This is a genomic window from Fictibacillus phosphorivorans, from assembly GCF_023715845.1.
Classification (GTDB): Bacteria; Bacillota; Bacilli; order Bacillales; family Fictibacillaceae; genus Fictibacillus; species Fictibacillus phosphorivorans_D.
Map to the genome: position 1 here is coordinate 114,498 of NZ_JAMBOR010000008.1, position 22,103 is coordinate 136,600.

The window sequence follows — 22,103 nt, forward strand, 5'->3', positions numbered from 1 at the left end:
CAAGGATGAAGCTGCCGGCACGGAACCAAGCAGCTCATCTGTCTCATTCAATTACTGAAGAACCTCTTGTTTTTGTGACCCAAACAAAGATTTCTCCAAGATTTCAACAACATCTAACGTTTGGACTTGATCCTCAACTTCCTTCGCTTTCGTACCATCACTTAGCATCGTTAAGCAGTATGGACATCCGCTTCCGATCATGGTTGGATTAACTGCCAGTGCCTGTTCTGTACGAGCGACGTTCACACGCGATCCTGCTTTTTCCTCCATCCACATCATTCCTCCGCCAGCTCCACAGCACATACCGTTCTGACGATTACGATCCATCTCAACGACCTTAACGCCAGGAATAGCTTTTAAAATATCCCGAGGTGGTTCGTATACTTCGTTATAACGGCCAAGGTAGCATGAATCATGATACGTGATCGTCTCATTCACTTCATACTTCGGCTTAATTCTTCCTTCTTTGATCCATTCAGCGAGAAGCTCCGTATGGTGATACACTTCCGCCTTCAGACCAAACTCCGGATACTCATTCTTAAACGTGTTATAAGCATGCGGGTCAATCGTAATGATTTTCTTCACATCATGCTTTTCAAACAATGCAATGTTCGCGCTCGCCATCTCTTGGAACAAGAACTCATTCCCAAGACGACGTGCCGTATCCCCAGAGTTTTTCTCTTTGTTACCAAGAATCGCGTAGGTGATGCCCGCTTCGTTCATGATCTTCGCTAAAGAAAGCGCGATTTTCTGTGAACGGTTGTCATAAGCACCCATCGAGCTGACCCAGAACAAGTACTCGAACTCTTCTCCTGCTTTTTCTTTCTCTTTTACCGTTGGAACGGCGATATCTTCCTTCAGTTCACGCCAGTTCTCACGCTCTTTTTTCGAGATTCCCCAAGGGTTCCCTTGCTTTTCAATATTCTTAATCGCACGCTGCGCTTCCGAATCCATCTTACCTTCCGTTAACACAAGGTAACGGCGCATATCGATAATCTTATCTACGTGCTCATTCATTACCGGACATTGATCTTCACAATTTCGGCAAGTGGTACATGCCCAGATTTCTTCTTCTGTCATGACTTCACCGATCATCTCCACATCATAAGAAAGTGCAGATGAACCTTCAGTAGCTGCAGCCGTTTCCTGTGCTCCTTGACCTCTCGCTTCAAAGGCGATCTGGTTGCCTCTTGTGTTTGAGAACGCAAAGGCAGGCATCCAAGGAGTGCGTGAAGTAACCGCTGCTCCCTTTTCGGTTAAGTGATCGCGTAATTTAATAATCATGTCCATAGGCGAAAGCATCTTTCCTGTACCTGTCGCCGGACAAACATTTGTACAGCGTCCACACTCTACGCAGGCATATAGGTCAACAAGCTGCTTTTGGTTGAAGTCCTCGATCCGATTCACACCGAAAACTTCCTGGGTCTCATCTTCAAAATTAATTGATGATAACTTTCCTACTTTATCTTTACGGCCAAGCCATACATTCAACGGCCCAGCGATCAAATGTGCATGTTTTGATTGAGGAACATACACTAAGAACGTTAATAAGAATAACAAATGAATCCACCAGGAGATGAAGAATACAACAGCAGCTCCTGTTTCTCCTAACAAGCCGAGACCCATCGCAAGTACCGATGCGATTGGCGCTGTCCATTCGTACGGAAGGTCATGCCAGATGATTTCAGCAGCATTCCCTACCAGCACAGAAAGCATCAGACCGCCGATGAACAATAGAACAAGACCTGCTTTAAATCCGCGTTTTAGGCGGACAAGCTTTTCGATATATCTTCTATAGAAAGCCCAAACGACCGCAACTAAGATCATCGTGGTTACGATTTCCTGGAAGAACGTGAAACCAGGATAAAGCGGACCTAAAGGCAGATGTGATCCCGGGGCGAGTCCTTTCCAGATAAAATCAATTGCTCCAAACTGGACTAAGATAAATCCATAAAAGAACATAACGTGAATAATACCGCTTTTCTTATCTTTTAAGAGCTTCTTCTGTCCGAAGACATTGACGAGCACTGCCTTGATTCTTTCTTGTACGGTATGATCAAACTCAACTTTTTTACCAAGCTTTATAAACTCATACCTTGTCTTAACCACATAAGCGAACAAAAAAATCGCGTAAGCGGTTACAAAAAGAAATGCAATCCAGTTTGCAATCATTAAGCCGTCCATCACATTCTCTCCCTTCCCATGTTGCTACTCCCTATTTCTTTTTCTTTCAACTATTCAAATTAAAACTAATTTTCTGACATCATTATATCATAAAAAATAATGAATGAGCATTCAGTCGGATTAAATTGTAAAATTTTTTAGTGCTTTTATTCTTGCAGGGTATACTAATACGAAAGTTTGTAGAAGGAGGCGTTATTTTAGATGTGGATTGTTCTTTTAATTGCCGTTTTACTTATCTTAGCATCGCTTGATTTTTATTATGGACATAAAAAACAAGTCAGTCTGGAACTGCCTCCATCTTACGGAAAAGGCGAAATGCAATTTTTATCAACCGGCTATCATTTTTTTGATGCCCTTTTTGAGGATATAAAGAATGCCGTCGAATATATCCACATCCAGTTCTATATTCTTCGTGATGATGAACTTGGACAAGAACTTTGTTCACTGTTGATCCAAAAAGCACAAAAAGGCGTTGAAGTGAGACTGCTGGTCGATTGTTTAGGCAGTCACGGGATTAAAAACGAAACCATTCAATCCTTAAAACAAGCAGGCATTCATTTTCAAAAAAGCAACAAGCCCGGATTCCCTTATTTTTTGTATCGGTTGAACCACCGAAATCATCGGAAAGTAGTGATAATCGACGGAAACATCGGATATATTGGCGGTTATAATATCGGAAATGAATATATCGGCAAAGATACGAAGCTCGGCGATTGGCGTGACTATCACTTGCGTTTAAAGGGTTCGGTCGTTGATGCGCTTCAGCAATCTTTCAATCATGATTGGAACGTTGCGTCCGGAGACAAAGTAAGTGTATCTGCGACTATAGACCATGATGATCCCTCTTACAAAGACTTTATGCTCGTTCATTCAAGCGGCAGTGCCGTCTACCGATTTTTTTATGAAAAGATTCAGCGGTCAAAAAAAAGCATCTTAATTGGTTCAGCTTACTTTATTCCGGGTAAAAAGATGAACAAGGCACTTTTAAGAGCGATCAAACGAGGCGTGAAACTCACCTTGGTCGTTCCAATGAATCCCGATCACCCTTTCGTTCAAGAAGCATCCTATATCTATTTAAAACCGCTTTTAGAAGCCGGAGCAGAAATCTATCAGTTCCATGAAGGGTTCTATCATTCAAAAGTGCTGATGTTTGATGAACAGATCTGTGATATTGGAACGGCGAACTTTGATTTCCGCAGTTTTTTCTTTAACGATGAAATCAACTGTATCTTCACTGACAAACATTATATACAAGAGGTAAAAAGGGTGATTGAGTCAGATCTAGCGCGGTCTGAAATACTAACGCTAGAGCGTCTCAAAAAGACCCGCACTCCTAATGTCCGCATAAAGGAAGCAGTCAGTTTTATCCTTTCGCCGTTTTTGTAAGGAGGTGATTTTCATCTAAACTGTTTAGAATTTAAGGGGGCCAAGAATGCTGACATCCTTTGGTTTTGTGTCGACGGCTCTTAACTTATATGAAGCCTCGCCAGCTAAAACGATGACATTTGCTACATACCAAAAAAGAGATAAAAAAGAGCGGGAGGCCCAGCTCCTCGCGATTACAAAAAATAATTTAGAGCGCACATTGCGTGTTCTTCATTATTGCGTCGCGCACGAGCTGCCCTTATACCGTATGTCCTCTTCTATTGTTCCACTTGCTACACACCCAGAGGCTGCGTGGGATTTTTTGAAGAATACGAAACAAGAATGCAAAGAGATCGAGAAACTAGTAAAAAAATATAACATTAGAACGAGCATGCATCCCAATCAATTCACGCTTTTCACAAGCCCCCGACCTGAAGTCACGGTAAATGCCGTGAAAGATATGCAGTATCACTACGACCTTTTAAAAGGAATGGGTATTGAGGATCGGAGCTACATCAACATTCATGTAGGCGGAGCTTATGGAGATAAGGAAGCCGCATTAGAGCGATTTTATGAAAATATTAAAACACTGCCGGCAGACGTTAAAAGCCGTATGACGCTTGAAAACGATGATAAAACGTTCACGACAAAAGAAACTTTAGAGGTGTGTGAAAAAGAAGGGATCCCGTTCATGTTTGATTATCATCATGACAAAGCGAACCCTGGTGACACGCCTTTAGAAGAGCTGCTTCCCCGTTTTGTTGAGACTTGGAAGCATACAGGACGGCCGCCGAAAGTGCACCTTTCTTCACCTAAAGATGAAAAAGCCTACAGAAGCCATCATGACTTTGTCAGTTTGGATTATGTGCTTCCCTTTTTTAAGATGGCCTCAGCATTTACGGATGAGCTCGATGTGATGATCGAGGCCAAACAAAAAGACCGCGCTGCCCTTCAGCTTATTAATGAGCTTGAAAAGGTACGCGGTTTTAAAAGAATGAGCGGCGGAACAATTCTCATGTGAGGCTGGTTACAAAGCGCCTAATTTCTGCATTAAAGCTTTCAAAATGTTTAATCGGGAGCTGATGTAAGGCTTTTGCCATCATCACAAACTGAGCCTCCTGATGAACATTTTTCTGGTACAGATTCCGGTAGTAATGCAGATACTCTGTCTGATCTCCATAAATAAAAAGAAGCGGAAACTGCCATTCCTTTATTTTTTCTGTACAGTTGAACGCCATACCTTCCTGGTAAAATCGAACCCACGTTTGGCGATCCGTTTGTTTATGGTAATCGAACATCTCTTCCTTTTCATGGTTGGTATTGGAATGCGTATTTACAAGAATCTGATTTAAAAGGGCTGGTGTTCGTTTGGCTAGCCTTATTCCTGTTTGGAACTGTTTTTTTAACGTAAAGGTGGATACCTCCGAGAACCCTCCGCTTAAGATGAGTGCTTTGGTTCGTTCTGGATATTTGACCGCAAAAGCCTGAGCGATGGAACCTCCAGAAGAATAACCACAAATGACGGCTTGATCGATTAACAAGTGATCCAGAAGCCCTGCGACATCCTCGGCCATATCATAAATGGTAAAGGTTTCAGGATCTTTCACAGTCGACCTGCCGTGCCCCCGTATATCGGGAAAAATGGTTTGGCAGACTAACGAAAGACTTTTTTGATAGGAAAAAACGAGATGACTGAGACCCGGAGGATGCAAAAATACGACAGGTGTTCCTTCCCCAAGCTTTTCATAATAGATTTGAAACTCTGTTGTCAGTCCTGCTAAAGCCATAAGAGCCTCACTTTAAAAAAGTAGCAGCTACCCATACGTACAGCTGAAACCCTAAATAGATGCCGACGATTCCCATTATTCCAGGAAGAGCAGGTGGTGCGGGGATCGGTAATTTTAACATCGCAAACACAAACCCTACAACGGCACCGGTAATGATCGATAAAAAAATCAATTTCATCTCTATGTACCCCCTAGTCAATCGAGTTTACCAAATCTATCTCTTAATAATATGGCTCGATGTGCAAACAATATCCCTTAATCCTTATGCGATTATTTTTTGGACCGTTCATGGTGCTTTTTGATTATTCGTATTTGGCCACGATGACTGAGTTCATCCTCAATCACATGGAACCATTTGAAATAATTGTTGGAAACTTGTCCTCCTCCCCATGGTGATGTTTCATAAAGCCATGAATCTGGCAGCTGTCTAAAAAGTTCCAGTGTTTTTTTACGTGTTTTCGCCAGGTCTTCCAAATAGAATTCTGCTGGATTTCCTGAAATGATTGTTGCGGCTTCCCCCAGGTCTAACGCTGGCTGAAGCGTATCAGCATAGTGTTCAATTTCTTCTTCTGGCAATTCTTTCCCCTCGGTCTCATCACAAACGGATTTTTTCTTATAGTCGTCATCTTGATCTTCCTCTCCTTTAGAAAACTGCTCTATTAGAATTCAAGAGAAGAGGGTTATTTCCTTTTTAGGTGGGAGACGAGGGGTGAACGCTCTTGTATATTCGACGAGCAAAGATAAAAAAAGAAAAAACCTGCCCTCAGGCAGGTTTTTAATCGTTTTACATACGTTCTGGAGCTTCTACTCCAACGATGTTTAACGCATTTTCGATTGTGATCTGTGTAGCTTTCATCAAAGCATAACGCGCTTCGGATTTTGCTTTATTTTCAGGATTGAGTACACGCTCCGCATTGTAGAAGCTATGAAGGGCAGAAGCAAGCTCGAATACATAGTTCGTCACGCGGTGCGTGAGAAGTTTTTCGGATGCCTCATTAATCACAGCAGGGAATTCTCCGATCTTCTTCAGAAGTTCAAATTCTTTTTCGGAATCGATCTGAGACAAATCAACCTCTCCGTTATCAGAAAGACCCATTTCTTCCCCTTGACGAAGCATACTGCAAACGCGGGCATGTGCGTATTGCACGTAGAACACCGGGTTCTCATTCGATTTAGATACCGCTAAGTCCATATCAAAATCAAGATGAGTATCGTTTGAACGCATCGCGAAGAAATAACGAGTAGCGTCGATGCCCACTTCTTCCATCAACTCGCGAAGTGTAACCGCTTTTCCTGTACGCTTACTCATACGCACTTTTTCTCCATTTTGGAAAAGAGAAACAAGCTGGATAATCATCACGTCTAGTTGTTCTTTATCGTACCCTAAAGCTTGAATCGCTGCTTTCATACGAGGAATGTAACCATGGTGATCAGCCCCCCAGATATTGATTAGCTTCTCAAACCCACGCTCGAACTTATCATTATGATACGCGATATCAGGTGTTAAGTACGTGTAAGAGCCATCATTCTTGATCAATACGCGGTCCTTGTCATCGCCATAATTTGTCGTACGGAACCATGTAGCGCCGTCTTCTTCGTAAACTACATCTTTTGCTTTTAATTTCTCAAGAGCAGCATCGATTTTCCCATTTTTGTAAAGAGACGTTTCTGAAAACCATACATCAAAGTTTACTCGGAACTCAGCCAAGTCTTTCTTTAACTTTTCTAGTTCACGCTTAAGACCATATTCACGGAAGAAACTAATACGTTCAGTTTCCTCTTTTTCGAGCCAAGAATCGCCGTACTCTTCAGCAAGATCCTTCCCGAACTCAATAATATCTGCACCGTGATAGCCGTCTTCAGGCATTTCTTTATCCTTGCCTAGCGCCTGGAAGTAACGAGCCTCAATAGACGTTGCTAAGTTATTGATCTGATTACCAGCATCGTTAATGTAAAATTCGCGAGACACATCGTAGCCCGCATAATCAAGGATATTACAGATCGTATCACCCACTGCCGCTCCACGCGCATGACCTAGATGAAGGGTTCCTGTTGGATTCGCAGATACGAACTCAACCTGAACTTTCTTGCCTCCGCCAATATCCGTTCGCCCGTAGTCCTTGCCTGCCTTCAATACAGTCGGTACCAGCTCTGTTAAGTATGAATTGTCCATGTAGAAATTGATGAATCCAGGGCCAGCGATCTCTACCTTCGAGATCGAAGCTTTGTTTTTATCAAAATTTGCAACAAGCTCATCCGCGATCATACGGGGTGCTTTTTTTGCAATACGTGCCAGCTGCATCGCCATATTTGTCGCGAAATCGCCGTGCGCTTTATCTTTTGGTACTTCAAGAACCACTTCCGGCAGCTCTTCCTTTTTTGCGAGTCCTGCTTTTACTGCCGCTTCTTCAATCTCTGCTTTTAACAGGTGCTTGACCTGGTCAAGGATATTCATGCTTTTGCCTCCTGAAAATTAATCTTAATGCGATGTGTTCCTGTATGTTCACCCTGCAGAACCAGTTCATAGGCGAGTTTCAGATCGCCTGTTTGATTTTGCTGATTCCACCGGAAATTCATTTCATGTGTCGTGGTTTCCATCCAAAGCTGGCCATAGGGGCTGTCGTACATCCCCTTCGTTGTCTGACCGATTAAATATTTCTGTTTCATAGATACACTGCCTGAGCGGATAATCAGAATTCCAGCGTGTGTAATTTTAATCACATTATTGACAGAACCCGCACCTTCAATCTCTTCCTTATATTGAAGATAAGTCACGTCGCCTCTCTTATAAAGCTTGCCGTCTGTCTCGGTGTAATGCTTTTCTTTTTCACCGCTAAAATGGACTTCTGAACTGATTGCAAGCGCAACAGACAATTCCGTATCTTGATCCATGCGAACAACACTTCCTTTTTTGGTGTAACCTTGCCTTTAACTTACCTATTATAAAAGATTTCAATGCTCCCGTTCAACCTTCAGACCGGATTTAAACAAAAATAGCTAGAATTCTACCTGAATAAGGATTCAAATCACAAAAAGAAGGTGTAAACCATCATAGACCTAGTATGTCCAATAAGTCTATTGAAGAGGCCAGTAAAAGATAGAAAGCATGATGAGGACCGAAAATAGCAATTTTCATAGGAAGCGGGTTTGATGAGCGTTTGTTTTGGAATGAGGTTTGCAAGAGGGTATGATGACAACATGAAGGTGAATTTAGAACTGAGGAGGAAGATGATGAAAAACGAAAGAATTTTATTAGTGAACCGTCCAAAGGGAACGCCGGAAAAAAGCGACTTCCGCTATGAAGAAGCAGCGATTCCTGAACTTGAAAATGGTCAAGTATTAGTGAAAACAATCTACCTTTCCGTTGATCCATATATGAGAGGACGCATGAACGATGCAAAATCGTATGTGCCACCTTTTGAATTAAACGAAGTTATCTCTGGGGGTGTCGTTGGCCAAGTGGTCCAGTCCCGTTCATCTGAACTCGCTGAAGGCGATTTTGTCATCGGCAACCTCGGCTGGCAGAAGTACAATGTCGAAAGTGATGCTTCCTTAAGAAAACTCGACCCTTCCCTTGCCCCTCTTACAGCGAACCTCGGTGTACTGGGGATGACCGGTCTCACCGCATATTTTGGACTGCTTGATATCGGTAATCCCCAAGAAGGTGAGACCGTTGTTGTTAGTGGTGCAGCTGGAGCAGTTGGTACGGTCGTTGGACAGATCGCAAAAATTAAAGGTGCGCGAGTGGTTGGGATCGCCGGATCTGATGAGAAGGTGAGCTATTTAAAAGAAGAGCTCGGTTTCGATGAGGCGATCAACTATAAAACAGAGGACATTTATCAAGCGTTGAAAACTGCATGTCCAGATGGTGTAGATGTGTATTTTGATAACGTTGGCGGTGAGATCTCTGATCATGTTCTTAGACTGATCAATAAAGGGGCCCGCATTGCGATCTGCGGTCAAATCGCACTTTATAACTTAGAAAAAATGGATGTAGGTCCACGTATCCAAAGCCAGCTTTTGATCAACAGTGCGCTTATGAAAGGCTTCATCGTAAGCGACTATGCGGCTCATTTTGAAGAAGGCGCCGTTCAACTGGCAAAATGGCTTGGAGAAGGCAAGCTTTCCTACAGTGAGAACATTGTTGAAGGCTTCGAGAACACGATAGATGCCTTTTTAGGACTATTTTCAGGTGAAAACACAGGAAAACAGCTAGTAAAAGTAACTGAACCTGAGAATCTATAATAGATCGATAGGATGATGGCTGTTTTCAACCTGAAAGAAGGTTGGAAACAACTCTTTTTATATGGGCGCAGGCAGTGATTCCAAAAGTTTGTAAGGTGAATCCAAAAATTTTAGCTCTCAATCCACAAAAAACGAACCTCAATCCACAAATTTTAGAGGTTTATCCACGAGTCGACACGAGTCGACATTTATCGCCATCAGCTCCCCCATTAACTAACTAAAAAAGACTGCACACCAAATCGTGTGCAGTTCTCCCTCATTTAAACCGGCAAAATCAAACTGACCGTCGTTCCTTTGCCTTTTTCACTATGAAACTTAAGCTCACCTTTATGCTCTTTCATAATTTTTGAACTTACCATCAAGCCGAGGCCGGTTCCTTTTTCTTTTGTCGTGTAAAAAGGTTCTCCTAGTCTTGCTAAGTGGTCTGGCGAAATTCCGCATCCTTGATCTTTTATGGTTAAATGAATCGCGTCATCAACCTGTTTTCCTTTAATAGAGATGGTTCCGCCTTTCTCCATGGAGTCCATCGCGTTCTTCACCACATTGATCAACACTTGCTTCAGTTCGTTCTCCTCCGCCTTAACATGCGGTATTTTTTCACACAAGTCACTTCGAATCTCTACATGTTGGGCAAGAGCTTCCGGCTGAAGCAATGTCTCTACAAACTGAACAAGCTCGTGAATCGATATTTTTTTATAAGATTTCATTTGCGGTTTCGCAAGCAATAGCAGCTGGCCCATGATCTGATCGATTCGGTTCAATTCTTTATGCATGATGCCATAATAGTTCGCAGCGTCTATCTCGTTGCACTCTTGAAAAAGCTGAATGAAACCTTTGAGCGAGGTGAGAGGGTTCCTAATTTCATGCGCAACTGATGCAGCAAGCTGACCCACGATCGAAAGCTTATCAGACTGACGGAGCATCTCTTCTGATTTCTTACGTTCAGAAATATCACGGGTAACCCCAATGATCTCCACAACGTTCCCCGTATCGTCACAAATACTTTTACAAGAAGTCTCGAGCCAGACGTAATGCCCTTCCTTATGCAGAAGCCTGAATTGAATAGTGGACGTGCACGGTCCTTCTATTAATTTCTCATGGATCTTCCTAGCTGCACCTTCATCATCAGGGTGCAAAATCAAATATACGGTTTGTCCGATTAAGTCTTGTGCTTTCCTTCCGAGCAGTGTTTCACAGGCAGGAGATACATATGTATAGGTACCGTCCTTCGAATGTGTCGTGATCATATCCATTGCGTTTTCAGCGAGAAGTCTGTATCTTGCTTCACTCTCTTCAAGGAGCAAACGGGATTTGATTTTTTCTGTTACTTCTCTTCCGAAAATGAGCAGGTTTTTCCGAGAACCTTCCGGATTAAACACAGGAATTTTATATACATCGAAAAATCGGGTACTTCCATCTCGAGCAGGAACAAATTCTTCACAGCGTACAATCTCTTTTGCCTGCCATACTTGTTCATCCGTCTTGATGCAATATTGAAAGACATCGTTAAAGTAAGGCTTGACCTCTGCTAGGTCAGCATCCGTTTTTCCGGTAAAATCAAATCCCTCAAGTTCGAACAGCTCACTCACAAATTTGTTTGCAAACAGAAAGCGCCCGTCTCCATCTTTGATTCCAATGAAATCCGGAACAATGTCCATTAACGTTTTTAATAAAGGCTCTTGGCAAGAATGTACGATCGCAGGTTGCTCTTTCAATATCAGATATTGAAAGAAAGCCCCCTCAACAGGCAGCAAGCCCTCACTAATCTTCACACTTAAAAAGCCCTTTTCTGTTAGAAGGGTTCCCTCCTTTCGATCTTTATGCCGCAGGATGATTTCATCAACAGCTTTCCCTACAAAAGAGACCTCATCTTTTCTCAATTTTCGAAAATGCTGATTCACTGCAGCTATCTTCATGTTCGGCGAAACAAGCACAACTGCTTCAGACAACTGGTCAATAAAATCCTGTATATATTTCATATCCTTTTTATTCGCTTCCACTATGCCTGTTTCCCCCTTTTTTGCCATCATTTATCTCCCTTAACTATAGCAAAAAAGATGACATTGTCTAACAAATTTCGACATTTTCCGATAGTTTCATAATAAAAGTTACCGACATCTCAACATTTCTTTAAGTTCCCATTGATTTACTTTTATTTCTTCTATATATTTATGGAATGTAAGAGGTCAGACATCTTTTAAAATGAATAAAGTTATGAGGGGAATTATATGGGTGCTATAGGGTTATTATTTTCTGGTGCGGCATTATTTTTAAATAGTTTAATGCTGCTCGGTAAAGCGGAAGAAAAAAGCGTAGCGTTTTTTAATATTTTAGTAGGCTTACTGCAAGTCATCACGCCGATCTACCTGATCGTCACATCCGACCAATCGAACTGGTCGATGTTCAACAATGGGGCTGTCTTTTTATTCGGCTTCACTTACCTTTATTTAGGTGCAACGATCTTGAAAGGTTACGATTGGAGTGGTTTAGGCTGGTATTCTCTATGGGTAGCGATGATGGCGCTCGTCTATGCCGTTGTTTTTTACATTCAAGAAAACGATGTACTTAATGCTCTTATTTGGGTGATGTGGGCCTTCTTATGGTTCTTGTTCTACCTGTCTTCTGCTGCAAAAAAGCCGTACGAAACGTACATCAGTAAAGTCGCATTTGTTCAGTCTTGGGTAACATTAACACTCCCATCTTTGTTCATGCTGCTCGATATGTGGCAGATTGCTAAACTTCAACAGATGTGGATCTATGTTTGTTTAGCATCATTCGTCTATTTTGCAGTGGAAGCTGTGCTTTTCTTTAAGGGCAGAAAAGAGGAACAGCTTCAGGAAGCAACTCAATAATCGTCATTTTAGGAGGCTATCCCGTTTGATGCGGGATCGTCTTTTATTTGTGTTGGCTAGCACATTATTCACCCAAAACAAAAGGATGCAGTACCTGAATCAGGAACTGCATCCTTTTTTATAGAAAATATCTCTTATTTCACCCAGCCAAGCAAGATTTCACGAAGGAATTTACTTGCTGCGATCGGTGTTTGCTCAGATGAGTCATAGATTGGCGCAACTTCTACTAAATCTGCTCCAACGATGTTGATGTCTGCTTTTGCAATCAGCTGAATCGCTTCGAGAAGCTCTTTTGATGTGATGCCGCCTGCTTCAGCCGTTCCTGTTCCAGGTGCTGCAGATGGATCAAGTACATCGATGTCGATCGTCACATACACGTTGCGTCCTTTTAATGTTGGAAGCACTTCTTTTAAAGGCTCTGCCACATCAAATTTGTACATGTGCATGCCGCTTGTTTTAGCGAATTCGAACTCTTCGCGCATACCTGAACGGATTCCGAAAGAATACACGTTTTCTGCACCGATCAGGTTGCATACTTTGCGGATCGGTGTTGAGTGGGATAACACTTCTCCTTCATATTGTTCGCGAAGGTCAGCGTGTGCATCAATATGAATCACAACATAGTCATCATATTTTTGCTTTAACGCTTTAAAAATGGGCCATGTTACAAGGTGCTCTCCACCCATCCCAAGCGGGAACTTGTTATCAGCCAATAGTGTAGAAACGTACTCCTCGATCATATCGAGTGAACGCTGAGCATTTCCGAACGGTAATGGAATATCTCCTGCATCAAAGTAGTTTACTTCTTCAAGATGCTTGTCCATGTAAGGACTGTATTCTTCAAGTCCAAGTGATGCCTCACGGATTCTAGCGGGACCAAAACGGCTGCCTGGGCGGAATGAAACCGTCCAATCCATCGGCATCCCATAAAGGACAGCATCTGCCGTTTTATAATCAGGCTTGCTTAAAATAAACACATTTCCAGAATAAGCTTCATCAAAACGCATAAGTTTACACTCCTTTTATGTAAAATACGGGGAGCCTTCAATCAGCTCCCCTCCCTCTTTATTTCTATTTTTTATTTTAATAGGTCACTTACGAACTTCGGCAATGCGAATGCAGCCGTGTGAAGCTGTGGTGTCCAATATTTTGTTTCGATATCGTGGAAACGCTCAGCTGGCACTTCTAACGGATCGTGTTTCTTTGAACCGATCGTGAACGTCCAAAGTCCGCTTGGGTAAGTCGGAATGTTTGCAGTGTATAGACGTGTGATCGGGAAGATCTCGCTAACGTCACTGAACACTTGAGAGATCAACTCAGGAGTGAACCATGGGTTGTCTGTTTGTGCAACAAAGATTCCATCTTCTTTAAGTGCTTTAGAGATTCCTTCATAGAAGCCTTTTTCAAACAGCTTAGCTGCAGGTCCAACAGGCTCTGTGGAGTCAACCATGATCACGTCGTATTGATTTTCACTCGTTGCGATGTGCATGAAGCCATCGTCTACTTTTACTTCAACACGCGGGTTTTCTAGATCTCCCGCGATTTCAGGCAAGTACTTTTTAGAGTACTCGATTACTTTTCCATCGATCTCAACAAGCACTGCTTTTTCAACAGATGGGTGCTTAAGAACTTCACGGATTACTCCGCCGTCACCGCCGCCAACAACTAAAACGTGTTTCGGGTTTGGATGTGTAAAAAGAGGTACGTGTGCTACCATCTCGTGGTATACGAACTCGTCTTTTTGTGTAGTCATAACCATGCCATCCAGAATCAGCATGTTACCGAATTCTTCTGTTTCTACCATATCAAGCTTTTGAAATTCTGTTTGCTCAGATACGTATGTTTTGTTAATCTTCAACGTAATTCCGAAGTTTTCTGTTTGTTTTTCAGTAAACCAAATACTCATGTTGGTCTCACTCCTAATTTATATTTGAAATGCCAGGCATCGTTGTTTCATTCTTTTACAAACAAAATGATTATAGCATTCCAGGACCTAAGATTCCAAATCATTTTTTTAGAGAAATGATCAGCTTTTTCATTACTCGCTCCCCTTCATGATTCCCTAATCTGCGCGAGATAAAAATAGTACATTCCCCCTGTTTCTTTCGGCTGACTATTTACCTGTTATAAAGTGGTATAATGGAGATAGCGTACAGAAGGACAGACGGTCGGCGCATTCCCTTTTTTAAACTGAAGCTGGACATCTCGCTGTATATGCAGCTTACAGTTAAGGGGGGTGATGCCTCTGACGATCTTTGAGGCGTTGATGTTTGCGGTCGCTTTTAGCTCGCTTATCGTTACTGTCCTTACGTCAAAAAATAAATAGGCCTCTGTCACACGTGTAAAGGCACCCGGGTTTTCGTCTAGACTGCCCGGTCTCGCTTTTCCGGCTCGTGTGTCCCTTCTGGCGCCCCTTTCGTCCGTGTATGTTGCACGAGCGATTTTTTGTTAGTGGTTAAGTTCTGCTCCTGGCACTTGCTTTCCATGGGGCGTGCGGTGAGCCTCTTTCCGCGTTGCACCATCAGGAGTCTCGCGCCTTGCTCTCCAATCAGCTTACAAAGGAAGCTAAAAAGCAAAAAAAAACAGCCAGAACGATCTACACGTTTGGCTGCTTTACTTATATTCGATCAAGTTAGAGATGCGAAACACTCGAACTTAACTTTACAATATTCTCAATAATGGTATCCCAGTCGTCACTATGAATTTCATGCCCTGATCCCTCTAGCTTAACGAGTTCTGAATGTGGGATCGCTCGGTTGAGAGCTTGAGCGTGTTCAAAAGGCAATGCTGGATCTTCAGTTCCGTGAATGATGGTCACTGGCACTTTTATTTCCTTCATCCTGTCTAAATATTCTTCGCCGCCGCCCAACAAAACATAATTAAAACGGCTCTGAATCTGTTTCGCACGGCTAAGTTCTCTTTCGGCTAGCATAAACATTCTTTCTTTTTCATAAGGTTTTGATCCTGAAAGGACTTCCCATCCTCCTGCTAAATAAGCAATAGCCGCTTCTCGGTCTGACCAATCAAGCGAAGCACTCTTAGAATGGTAATCTAGTATCCTTTGATCCATCTGTGGCAGATTCGCCTGCTCTGTACCAAAAACACTGGATGAAATGACCGTAAGGCTAAGTATTCGATCCGGATGCTTTACAGCCATGATCTGTCCAATCATTCCACCCAATGACATACCCGTGATATGAGCCTTTTCAATCGAATAGGAATCAAGGACACCGAAAGCATCATCGGCTAAGTCTGCGATCGTATAATTGGATGTACCCGGCGAGTAAACAGTTGACTCTCCTAAATCGCGATGATCATATCGGATCACAAATCTGCCCTTTTTAGCAAGACGTTCACAGAACGCTTCATCCCACCAATCAAGTGAAGACATGGCACCCATGATTAATAGTACAGCTGGGTCCTTTGGATTTCCGAAACTTTCCGTATAGATATCTACTTGATTCACACGTACCAATTTTTGTTTCATATTTTTTGTCCTCCGTGATTTTATTTTTTCATTGCTTTTTTGTGAAGCGCAGAACAGAAATCTCTCAGCGGAGTTTTTGGCCTACACTTTCGATTATCTAAGTTTGATCCATTTGATAATCATGATGTGTGGGGCCTCCTTTTCATAGATTGCGTGTAAATGACTCGCAAGTTTATTTTAACATGGAAACATGAACCGGATTTCCATTTATTGATAAATCGTTCAAAAATACTAGGTGATGAAAATAAAAAAGGGACGCATGAAGAGACCCTTTCAATCAATCATTCTTATACTAAATGTTTCTAAAGTTGTGCTAGGAGTTGTTTCGTTCGCTCTTTCGCGTTGGCCATTACTTTTTCTTCGTCTATTGTTTTCAGTTCACGGCCGCGCATCACGATTTCTCCATCGATGATCACCGTATCAACATCTTGTCCGGTCGCTGCATATACGAGGAGATTTGCCGTTTCATGATCAGGCGTTAAGTGCAGTTTGTTCGTATCCATCAGGATCAAGTCTGCTTTCTTCCCGACCGTTAATGACCCTGTTTCCTCACCTATTCCTAAAATATCTGCTCCGTTTTGTGTCGCCATCGTTAAAACATCATGTGCGCTTAACACAGCAGCATCCTCATACTTCAGTTTCTGAAACCAGCTCGCAGCCTTCATTTCAAAGAACAGATCCAGTGAACTCGCGCTTGCTGGGCCATCTGTACCAAGACCAACTTTAATGCCCGATTCAAGAAGTTTTTTTACATCACTAATCCCGCAGCCGAGTTTTGCGTTGCTGACCGGGTTATGGATAATTCCGCCTTGAACAGACTCTAGCATCCTATAATCGTCCTCATTAAAATGAACACCGTGCGCCAGCAGAACCGGACGCTCGAAAACACCTGCCTGCTGCAAATAGTGAACAGGTCTTATTTTATATTTTTCTAAAATCATGGTCTCTTCATCTTTCGTCTCTGCCAAGTGAATATGAAGCGGCACGTCTTTTTCCTTAGAAAGGTTTACAGCTCCTTTCAAAAAGTCTGGGGGACACATATATGGAGAATGTGGCGCAATCATCGTTGTCACTCTGCCGTTCCCTTTCCCGTGCCAACGGTCTACGACTTCTGCTGCTTCCTTTAGTCGCCCTTCATAGTTATCATCCATCGCGATAAGCCCACGCGCAATGACAGCCCGGATTCCTGACTCCACGGCCGCTTCTGCCACATGATCCATTCCGATATACATATCTGCATAAGCAGTCGTACCACTCTTGATCATCTCTGCCATCGATAAAAGGGCTCCCCAGTATCGGTCTTCATCATTCATTTTCATTTCTAGAGGCAGCATCTTTTCGTTCAGCCATGTCATAAGCGGCACATCATCACTATAGCAGCGCAATAACGACATCGGCGTATGCTGATGCCCATTTACTAGCCCCGGCAATGCGAGCATGCCTTTCCCATCTACGATTTCGATAGATTCTTCATATGTAAAATTTCCTATATTCTCAATCTTATTGTCTTTTATCCGGATATCACCAGAATGAACGGTCCATTTGCCATCTTCAGCCACCGTCATATATCGAATGTTTTGTATCAGCATTTTCCGTACCTCCTTCATCTTCTGCCATTATAGCATTTATGAAGATACACACGTTTAAGAGAAGCTCTTTTTTCCCATACTAGTTAAGAAAAAGTGGAAGTTAAGGAGGGCGGATTATGAAGTTTTGGCAGATTTATAAAGATGCTACGAAACAGCAAAAGATACGCTGGATCAAAAAATGGGGACTCATCACCTCAGGAAGTCTTGTTCTGTCATTTATCGGACTTCTGCTCTTAGCCAAACTCATGGGTCCACCTGCTCTTTTAGTTCCGCAAACCACGATCTTGTATGCAGCTGATGGTTCAAAGATGGGTGAGATGAATAACGGAGGACAGAACCGCTACTGGTTACCTCTTAAAAAGATCGATAAGAACCTTATCAATGCGACAATCTCGATTGAAGATAAGAGTTTTTATGATCATCATGGTTTTGACTTTAAGAGAATTGCCGGAGCGATCCTAGCGGATATTAAAGCCGGTTCAAAAGTACAGGGAGCAAGCACCATCACCCAGCAATATGCCCGCAACCTTTTTTTAACCCATGACAAAACATGGCGCAGAAAATTTCAGGAAGCATTTTATACACTTCGACTCGAAATGAATTATTCGAAGGATGAGATTTTAGAAGGTTATTTAAACACAATCTATTACGGACACGGCTCATACGGTATCCAGTCTGCTTCAAGATACTATTTTGGAAAAAATGCCGATGATCTGACGCTCGCTGAATCTAGTATGCTTGCAGGGATTCCAAAAGGTCCAGGCCGTTATTCGCCGATCCTAAATGAGGAAAACGCAAAAAGGAGACAAAAGATCATCCTGACAAGCATGGCAGAAGACGGTTCCATTAAAAAAGGAAAGATTAAAGAAGTGGTTTCTGAAAGATTAACCTATGTTCGGGAAAAGGAAGAAAAAGTTGCCACCGTTGCCCCTTATTTTCAGGATGCTGTTATGCGTACGTTAAAAAAAGATCTGAACATCAATACAAATTCGATCAATTTCGGCGGTCTGCGCATCTACACAACACTAGATCCTCATATGCAGGAGGTTGCAGAGCACACAATTGAAAACCGGATTATTGATAACAGCAATATCGAGACCGCTCTCGTTGCCATGGATCCACGCAACGGGGATGTAAAAGCATTAGTCGGCGGCCGTGATTTTGAAAAAAGTCCGTTCAACCGCGCCATTCAAGCTAAACGGGCACCAGGCTCAACCTTTAAGCCTTTTCTTTATTACACCGCGCTCGAACATGGATATACAGCCTCAACCCCGATCAAGTCTGAACCCACAACATTTGCGATGGCTGATGGGGTTACGAAATACAAGCCGAAGAACTTTAAAAACCGCTACGCGAACGACTTTATAACGATGGCACAAGCCCTCGCTCTCTCGGACAACATCTATGCAGTAAAAACAAACCTTTACTTAGGGCCTGATAAACTTGTGAAAACAGCTAAAAAATTCGGCATTAAAAGTGAGCTTGAGGGAATCCCATCTCTGGCGCTCGGCTCAAATGCAGTCGGTGTTTTAGAACTGACAAAAGCCTATGGCGTTTTTGCAAACGGCGGAAAGCGAACAGATCCTGTTTTCATAACAAAAATTACAGATTCAAAAGGTGAAGTGCTCTATGAACATAAATACGAGGGTAAACAAGTCATTGATGAAAACAAAGCATTTGTCATGACAGATCTTTTAGCTGGAACGTTTGACGAAAAACTGAATGACTATACGAGTGTAACTGGATCAAGTATCAACCATTATTTAACGCGTCCGATGGCTGGAAAATCAGGCTCTACACCTAACGACAGCTGGATGGTCGGGTATGCCCCGCAGCTCGTAACCGGTGTGTGGGTCGGTTACGATAACAACGAAGAGCTGCATGATGTGAATGATACCGGATATTCAAAGCGAATCTGGGCGCAATTTATGGAGGGCGCACTGAAGAATAAACAGATTTTATCCTTTAAGCAGCCAGAAGGCGTAACAGCCGTCACGATCAACCCGCAAAACGGAAAGCTCGCTACAGAAAGCTGCCCGGTCACACGCATCTCTTATTATGAAAAAGGAACAGAACCCACAGAATTTTGTGATGAACACGGTGTTTCTAAAGAAATAAAAGATAAACTGGAGAAAAAAGAAAAGAAGAAAGGATTCTTTAAGCGAATCTTTTCTTGGTAAGGTAACGGAACCCTGTCGTTTAGGATGCTGAGGGGGGTTTTTAACTGCAGAAAATGTTTAGAAGTGACTTTGACAACACACAAAAAAACAAAATAAAATGCCCGAGACCTTATACGAGGGGTCCCGGGCACTTTATTGTCCTAGAAACATTGTGTGTACAATGCTACCTATAAGTTTAATGGAAGTGCTTTCTTGTCACAAGTTATTTGAAAAATGTTCAAAAAAGGTTCATAACTTTGCCATATTTATTCCACCAAAAACTTGATCTCATTTCCAGAGCGATTGAACATGCCTTCATCATGCTCTTTTAAGAAGTTTCCAAGAACCCGGCGAGCATCCGGAGCCATATCCTCCACAATCACTTTGCCCTTCATGGATTTATCCATGCGGTTCACGTGTTCTGGCAAGCTCTTATATCCTCTTCGCGCTTCAGCATCTACTTGCATCTCACATGCTGTTAGCCCGTAATAGTAAGGACCCTCTGGACCACGATTAATCGTTACCCAAACCAGCCAATACAATCTTGGGTTTGGTGTATCTTCTCGATTAGGCGTGAACTTAATACGCTTTTCCACATCGCTTCTTGCGTGCATAGCGCCCATATCGATATACGCTACAGCGTCTTCTACATCTACAATGACAGGCGTAACGTGATCGAGCGTCATTGTTCCCACACCAAATCCGCCATGTCCGTCTGTGGAGTCACCTGAGATAATCGTGAATCCCGTTCCTTTTTTCTTTTTATCGCCGTCTTTGGCGTTATTGGAATTGAAAAAATCTTTCATGCTTCCAGCTCCTCTAAACATTCATTGTTACCACGTATTGTATCACAAAAAAGAACAAAAACTCTTAGAAAGAAACTTCTTATAAATAGGTTGAATAATTACCTAAAAACGAATAATATATATCATGTAGTTATAAAATGTTCGTATTTTGGAGGTCCAATACATGCTTTCATCCTTTTTTAAGCTAAAAGAACTTGGAACCACAGTAAAAACTGAAATTTTAGCCGGGATCACCACCTTCTTGACAATGGTTTATATCGTTGTTGTTAACCCGATTATTTTGCATTCAGCTGGTGTTCCTTTCGATACAGTCTTTATTGCAACAATTATTGCCACCGTTGTCGGTACACTATGGATGGCCCTGCTTGCTAACTATCCCATCGCTATTGCACCCGGAATGGGGTTAAACGCGTATTTTGCATTTTCAGTAGTAGGAAACAACACGAATATTGATTACCGTATCGCGTTCGGTGCTGTTTTTGTAGCGGGTATCTTATTTGTGATCTTATCACTGACACCGTTTCGTGAAAAATTAATCGAGGCTATCCCAGCAAATTTAAAGCACGGTATCACAGCGGGTATCGGACTTTTCATCGCTTTTATCGGTATGCGCTTAACAGGAATCATTGTTGCACATCCTGATAACTTAGTCGCGCTCGGGGATTTGCATTCGCCAAGTGTATTACTTGCACTGGGTGGACTTGCGGTCACACTTATTTTAATGGCTCTTAATGTGAACGGTGCCTTATTCTTCGGTATGATCATTACAGGCGTTATTGCCTACTTCACAGGAATGCTCAAGTTCGGTGATATTGTAGCATCACCAAACTTACCAAAGGAATTATTCATTTTCGGTGATCCGATCACAGCATTCACAGATGTGTTCCAATACGGATTATATGCGGTCGTCTTCTCTTTCTTGCTTGTAACCATTTTTGATACAACAGGAACGATGGTAGGAGTGGCAGAACAGGCTGGTTTGATGAAGGGCAACAAGATGCCTCGTGCACGCCAAGCACTTCTAGCAGATTCCGTTGCTACAACTGTTGGTGCAGCATTCGGAACAAGCCCGACAAGTGCTTATATCGAATCCTCTTCAGGTGTTGCAGCTGGAGGACGTTCCGGATTAACATCCGTTGTCGTGGCCATCTTATTTATAGTAGCCGCATTCTTCGCACCGCTCGTAAGTGCAATCTCAGGTCTATCTGCGATTACAGCGCCAACATTGATCATCGTTGGAAGCCTGATGCTCGGCTCACTCAGCAAAATCAACTGGAACGAACTTGACGAAGCATTCCCGGCATTCCTTATCATCTTAACAATGCCGCTAACATCAAGTATCGCAACAGGAATCGCACTAGGATTCATTTCGTACCCTATTTTAAAAATTGTAAAAGGAAAGTATAAAGAAGTACCCATCTTGGTTTATGTGTTCGCTGTACTATTCTTCTATCAACTTGCCTTCTTACCTCACTAAAACAAAAAGACCGGATCGCTCTAATTTGAACTGTATCCCGAATAATGGACACTTATAAAAAGTCCGGTATTCGGGATTTTTTGTGTTCTTAAACAAGAAAACCGTTATAATCAAACCAAACAGGGAGAACGGGGAATCCACAGTGAGTAAAA

At 42.5% G+C, this 22,103-nt stretch carries 18 protein-coding genes; 6 read left to right on the forward strand and 12 right to left on the reverse strand.

The window, feature by feature from the left end; translation table 11 throughout:
- Nucleotides 1-51: 51 nt before the first annotated feature.
- Nucleotides 52-2,184, reverse strand: a complete 2,133-nt coding sequence (locus M3206_RS08505; protein WP_251312085.1) for a 4Fe-4S dicluster domain-containing protein — start codon at nucleotides 2,182-2,184, stop codon at nucleotides 52-54.
- A 201-nt stretch (nucleotides 2,185-2,385) separates the two neighbouring features.
- Between M3206_RS08505 and cls the strand changes: the two genes are divergently transcribed.
- A complete protein-coding gene (gene cls, locus M3206_RS08510; RefSeq protein WP_251312086.1) occupies nucleotides 2,386-3,570 on the forward strand; it encodes a cardiolipin synthase in 1,185 nt (394 codons plus the stop codon).
- A 46-nt stretch (nucleotides 3,571-3,616) separates the two neighbouring features.
- On the forward strand, nucleotides 3,617-4,570 hold the full coding sequence (gene uvsE / locus M3206_RS08515; RefSeq protein ID WP_251312087.1) for a UV DNA damage repair endonuclease UvsE: 954 nt from the start codon (nucleotides 3,617-3,619) through the stop codon (nucleotides 4,568-4,570).
- Here the strand turns inward: uvsE and M3206_RS08520 are convergent.
- From M3206_RS08520 to M3206_RS08540, 5 genes are all read right to left on the reverse strand, one after another.
- A complete protein-coding gene (locus M3206_RS08520; RefSeq protein ID WP_251312088.1) occupies nucleotides 4,563-5,336 on the reverse strand; it encodes an alpha/beta fold hydrolase in 774 nt (257 codons plus the stop codon). The genes uvsE and M3206_RS08520 overlap by 8 nt on opposite strands.
- Before the next feature lie 7 nt (nucleotides 5,337-5,343).
- Nucleotides 5,344-5,514, reverse strand: coding sequence for a XapX domain-containing protein (locus M3206_RS08525; RefSeq protein ID WP_251312089.1), 171 nt, complete (start codon nucleotides 5,512-5,514; stop codon nucleotides 5,344-5,346).
- A 92-nt stretch (nucleotides 5,515-5,606) separates the two neighbouring features.
- On the reverse strand, nucleotides 5,607-5,912 hold the full coding sequence (locus M3206_RS08530; protein WP_251312090.1) for a hypothetical protein: 306 nt from the start codon (nucleotides 5,910-5,912) through the stop codon (nucleotides 5,607-5,609).
- A 208-nt stretch (nucleotides 5,913-6,120) separates the two neighbouring features.
- On the reverse strand, nucleotides 6,121-7,791 hold the full coding sequence (gene argS / locus M3206_RS08535) for an arginine--tRNA ligase (protein WP_251312091.1): 1,671 nt from the start codon (nucleotides 7,789-7,791) through the stop codon (nucleotides 6,121-6,123).
- Entirely contained in the window at nucleotides 7,788-8,228 is a 441-nt protein-coding gene (locus M3206_RS08540) for a DUF1934 domain-containing protein (protein WP_066294028.1), read from the reverse strand. Before M3206_RS08540 ends, argS begins: the two co-directional genes overlap by 4 nt.
- Nucleotides 8,229-8,564: 336 nt before the next feature.
- Here M3206_RS08540 and M3206_RS08545 point away from each other — a divergent pair, with 336 nt between their 5' ends.
- Nucleotides 8,565-9,581 carry an NADP-dependent oxidoreductase gene (locus M3206_RS08545; RefSeq protein WP_251312107.1) on the forward strand — a complete coding sequence of 339 codons (1,017 nt, stop codon included), beginning with the start codon at nucleotides 8,565-8,567 and terminating at the stop codon, nucleotides 9,579-9,581.
- A gap of 260 nt (nucleotides 9,582-9,841) precedes the next feature.
- On the opposite strand, the gene M3206_RS08550 is transcribed toward M3206_RS08545, so the two are convergent.
- On the reverse strand, nucleotides 9,842-11,608 hold the full coding sequence (locus M3206_RS08550; protein ID WP_251312092.1) for a PAS domain-containing sensor histidine kinase: 1,767 nt from the start codon (nucleotides 11,606-11,608) through the stop codon (nucleotides 9,842-9,844).
- 201 nt (nucleotides 11,609-11,809) lie between these two features.
- On the opposite strand from M3206_RS08550, the gene M3206_RS08555 reads away from it, so the two are divergent.
- On the forward strand, nucleotides 11,810-12,433 hold the full coding sequence (locus M3206_RS08555) for an AmiS/UreI family transporter (RefSeq protein ID WP_251312093.1): 624 nt from the start codon (nucleotides 11,810-11,812) through the stop codon (nucleotides 12,431-12,433).
- A gap of 134 nt (nucleotides 12,434-12,567) precedes the next feature.
- Here the strand turns inward: M3206_RS08555 and speB are convergent, their stop codons facing one another.
- From speB to M3206_RS08575, 4 genes are all read right to left on the reverse strand, one after another.
- Nucleotides 12,568-13,440: an agmatinase gene (speB, locus tag M3206_RS08560; RefSeq protein ID WP_251312094.1), complete on the reverse strand. Its 873-nt coding sequence runs from the start codon at nucleotides 13,438-13,440 to the stop codon at nucleotides 12,568-12,570.
- A 71-nt stretch (nucleotides 13,441-13,511) separates the two neighbouring features.
- On the reverse strand, nucleotides 13,512-14,339 hold the full coding sequence (gene speE, locus M3206_RS08565; protein ID WP_251312095.1) for a polyamine aminopropyltransferase: 828 nt from the start codon (nucleotides 14,337-14,339) through the stop codon (nucleotides 13,512-13,514).
- Between the two features lie 726 nt (nucleotides 14,340-15,065).
- Nucleotides 15,066-15,920 carry an alpha/beta fold hydrolase gene (locus M3206_RS08570; RefSeq protein ID WP_251312096.1) on the reverse strand — a complete coding sequence of 285 codons (855 nt, stop codon included), beginning with the start codon at nucleotides 15,918-15,920 and terminating at the stop codon, nucleotides 15,066-15,068.
- 302 nt (nucleotides 15,921-16,222) lie between these two features.
- Nucleotides 16,223-17,509, reverse strand: a complete 1,287-nt coding sequence (locus tag M3206_RS08575; protein ID WP_251312097.1) for an amidohydrolase — start codon at nucleotides 17,507-17,509, stop codon at nucleotides 16,223-16,225.
- Between the two features lie 116 nt (nucleotides 17,510-17,625).
- On the opposite strand from M3206_RS08575, the gene M3206_RS08580 reads away from it, so the two are divergent.
- Entirely contained in the window at nucleotides 17,626-19,689 is a 2,064-nt protein-coding gene (locus tag M3206_RS08580; RefSeq protein WP_251312098.1) for a transglycosylase domain-containing protein, read from the forward strand.
- Nucleotides 19,690-19,934: 245 nt separating this feature from the next.
- Here M3206_RS08580 and M3206_RS08585 read toward each other — a convergent pair whose 3' ends face one another.
- Complete coding sequence (locus M3206_RS08585) at nucleotides 19,935-20,474, reverse strand: YwhD family protein (protein ID WP_251312099.1); 540 nt, start codon at nucleotides 20,472-20,474, stop codon at nucleotides 19,935-19,937.
- A 163-nt stretch (nucleotides 20,475-20,637) separates the two neighbouring features.
- On the opposite strand from M3206_RS08585, the gene M3206_RS08590 reads away from it, so the two are divergent.
- Nucleotides 20,638-21,951 (forward strand): NCS2 family permease, encoded by a 1,314-nt coding sequence (locus M3206_RS08590; protein ID WP_251312100.1) that lies wholly within the window; start codon nucleotides 20,638-20,640, stop codon nucleotides 21,949-21,951.
- Nucleotides 21,952-22,103: the final 152 nt, after the last annotated feature.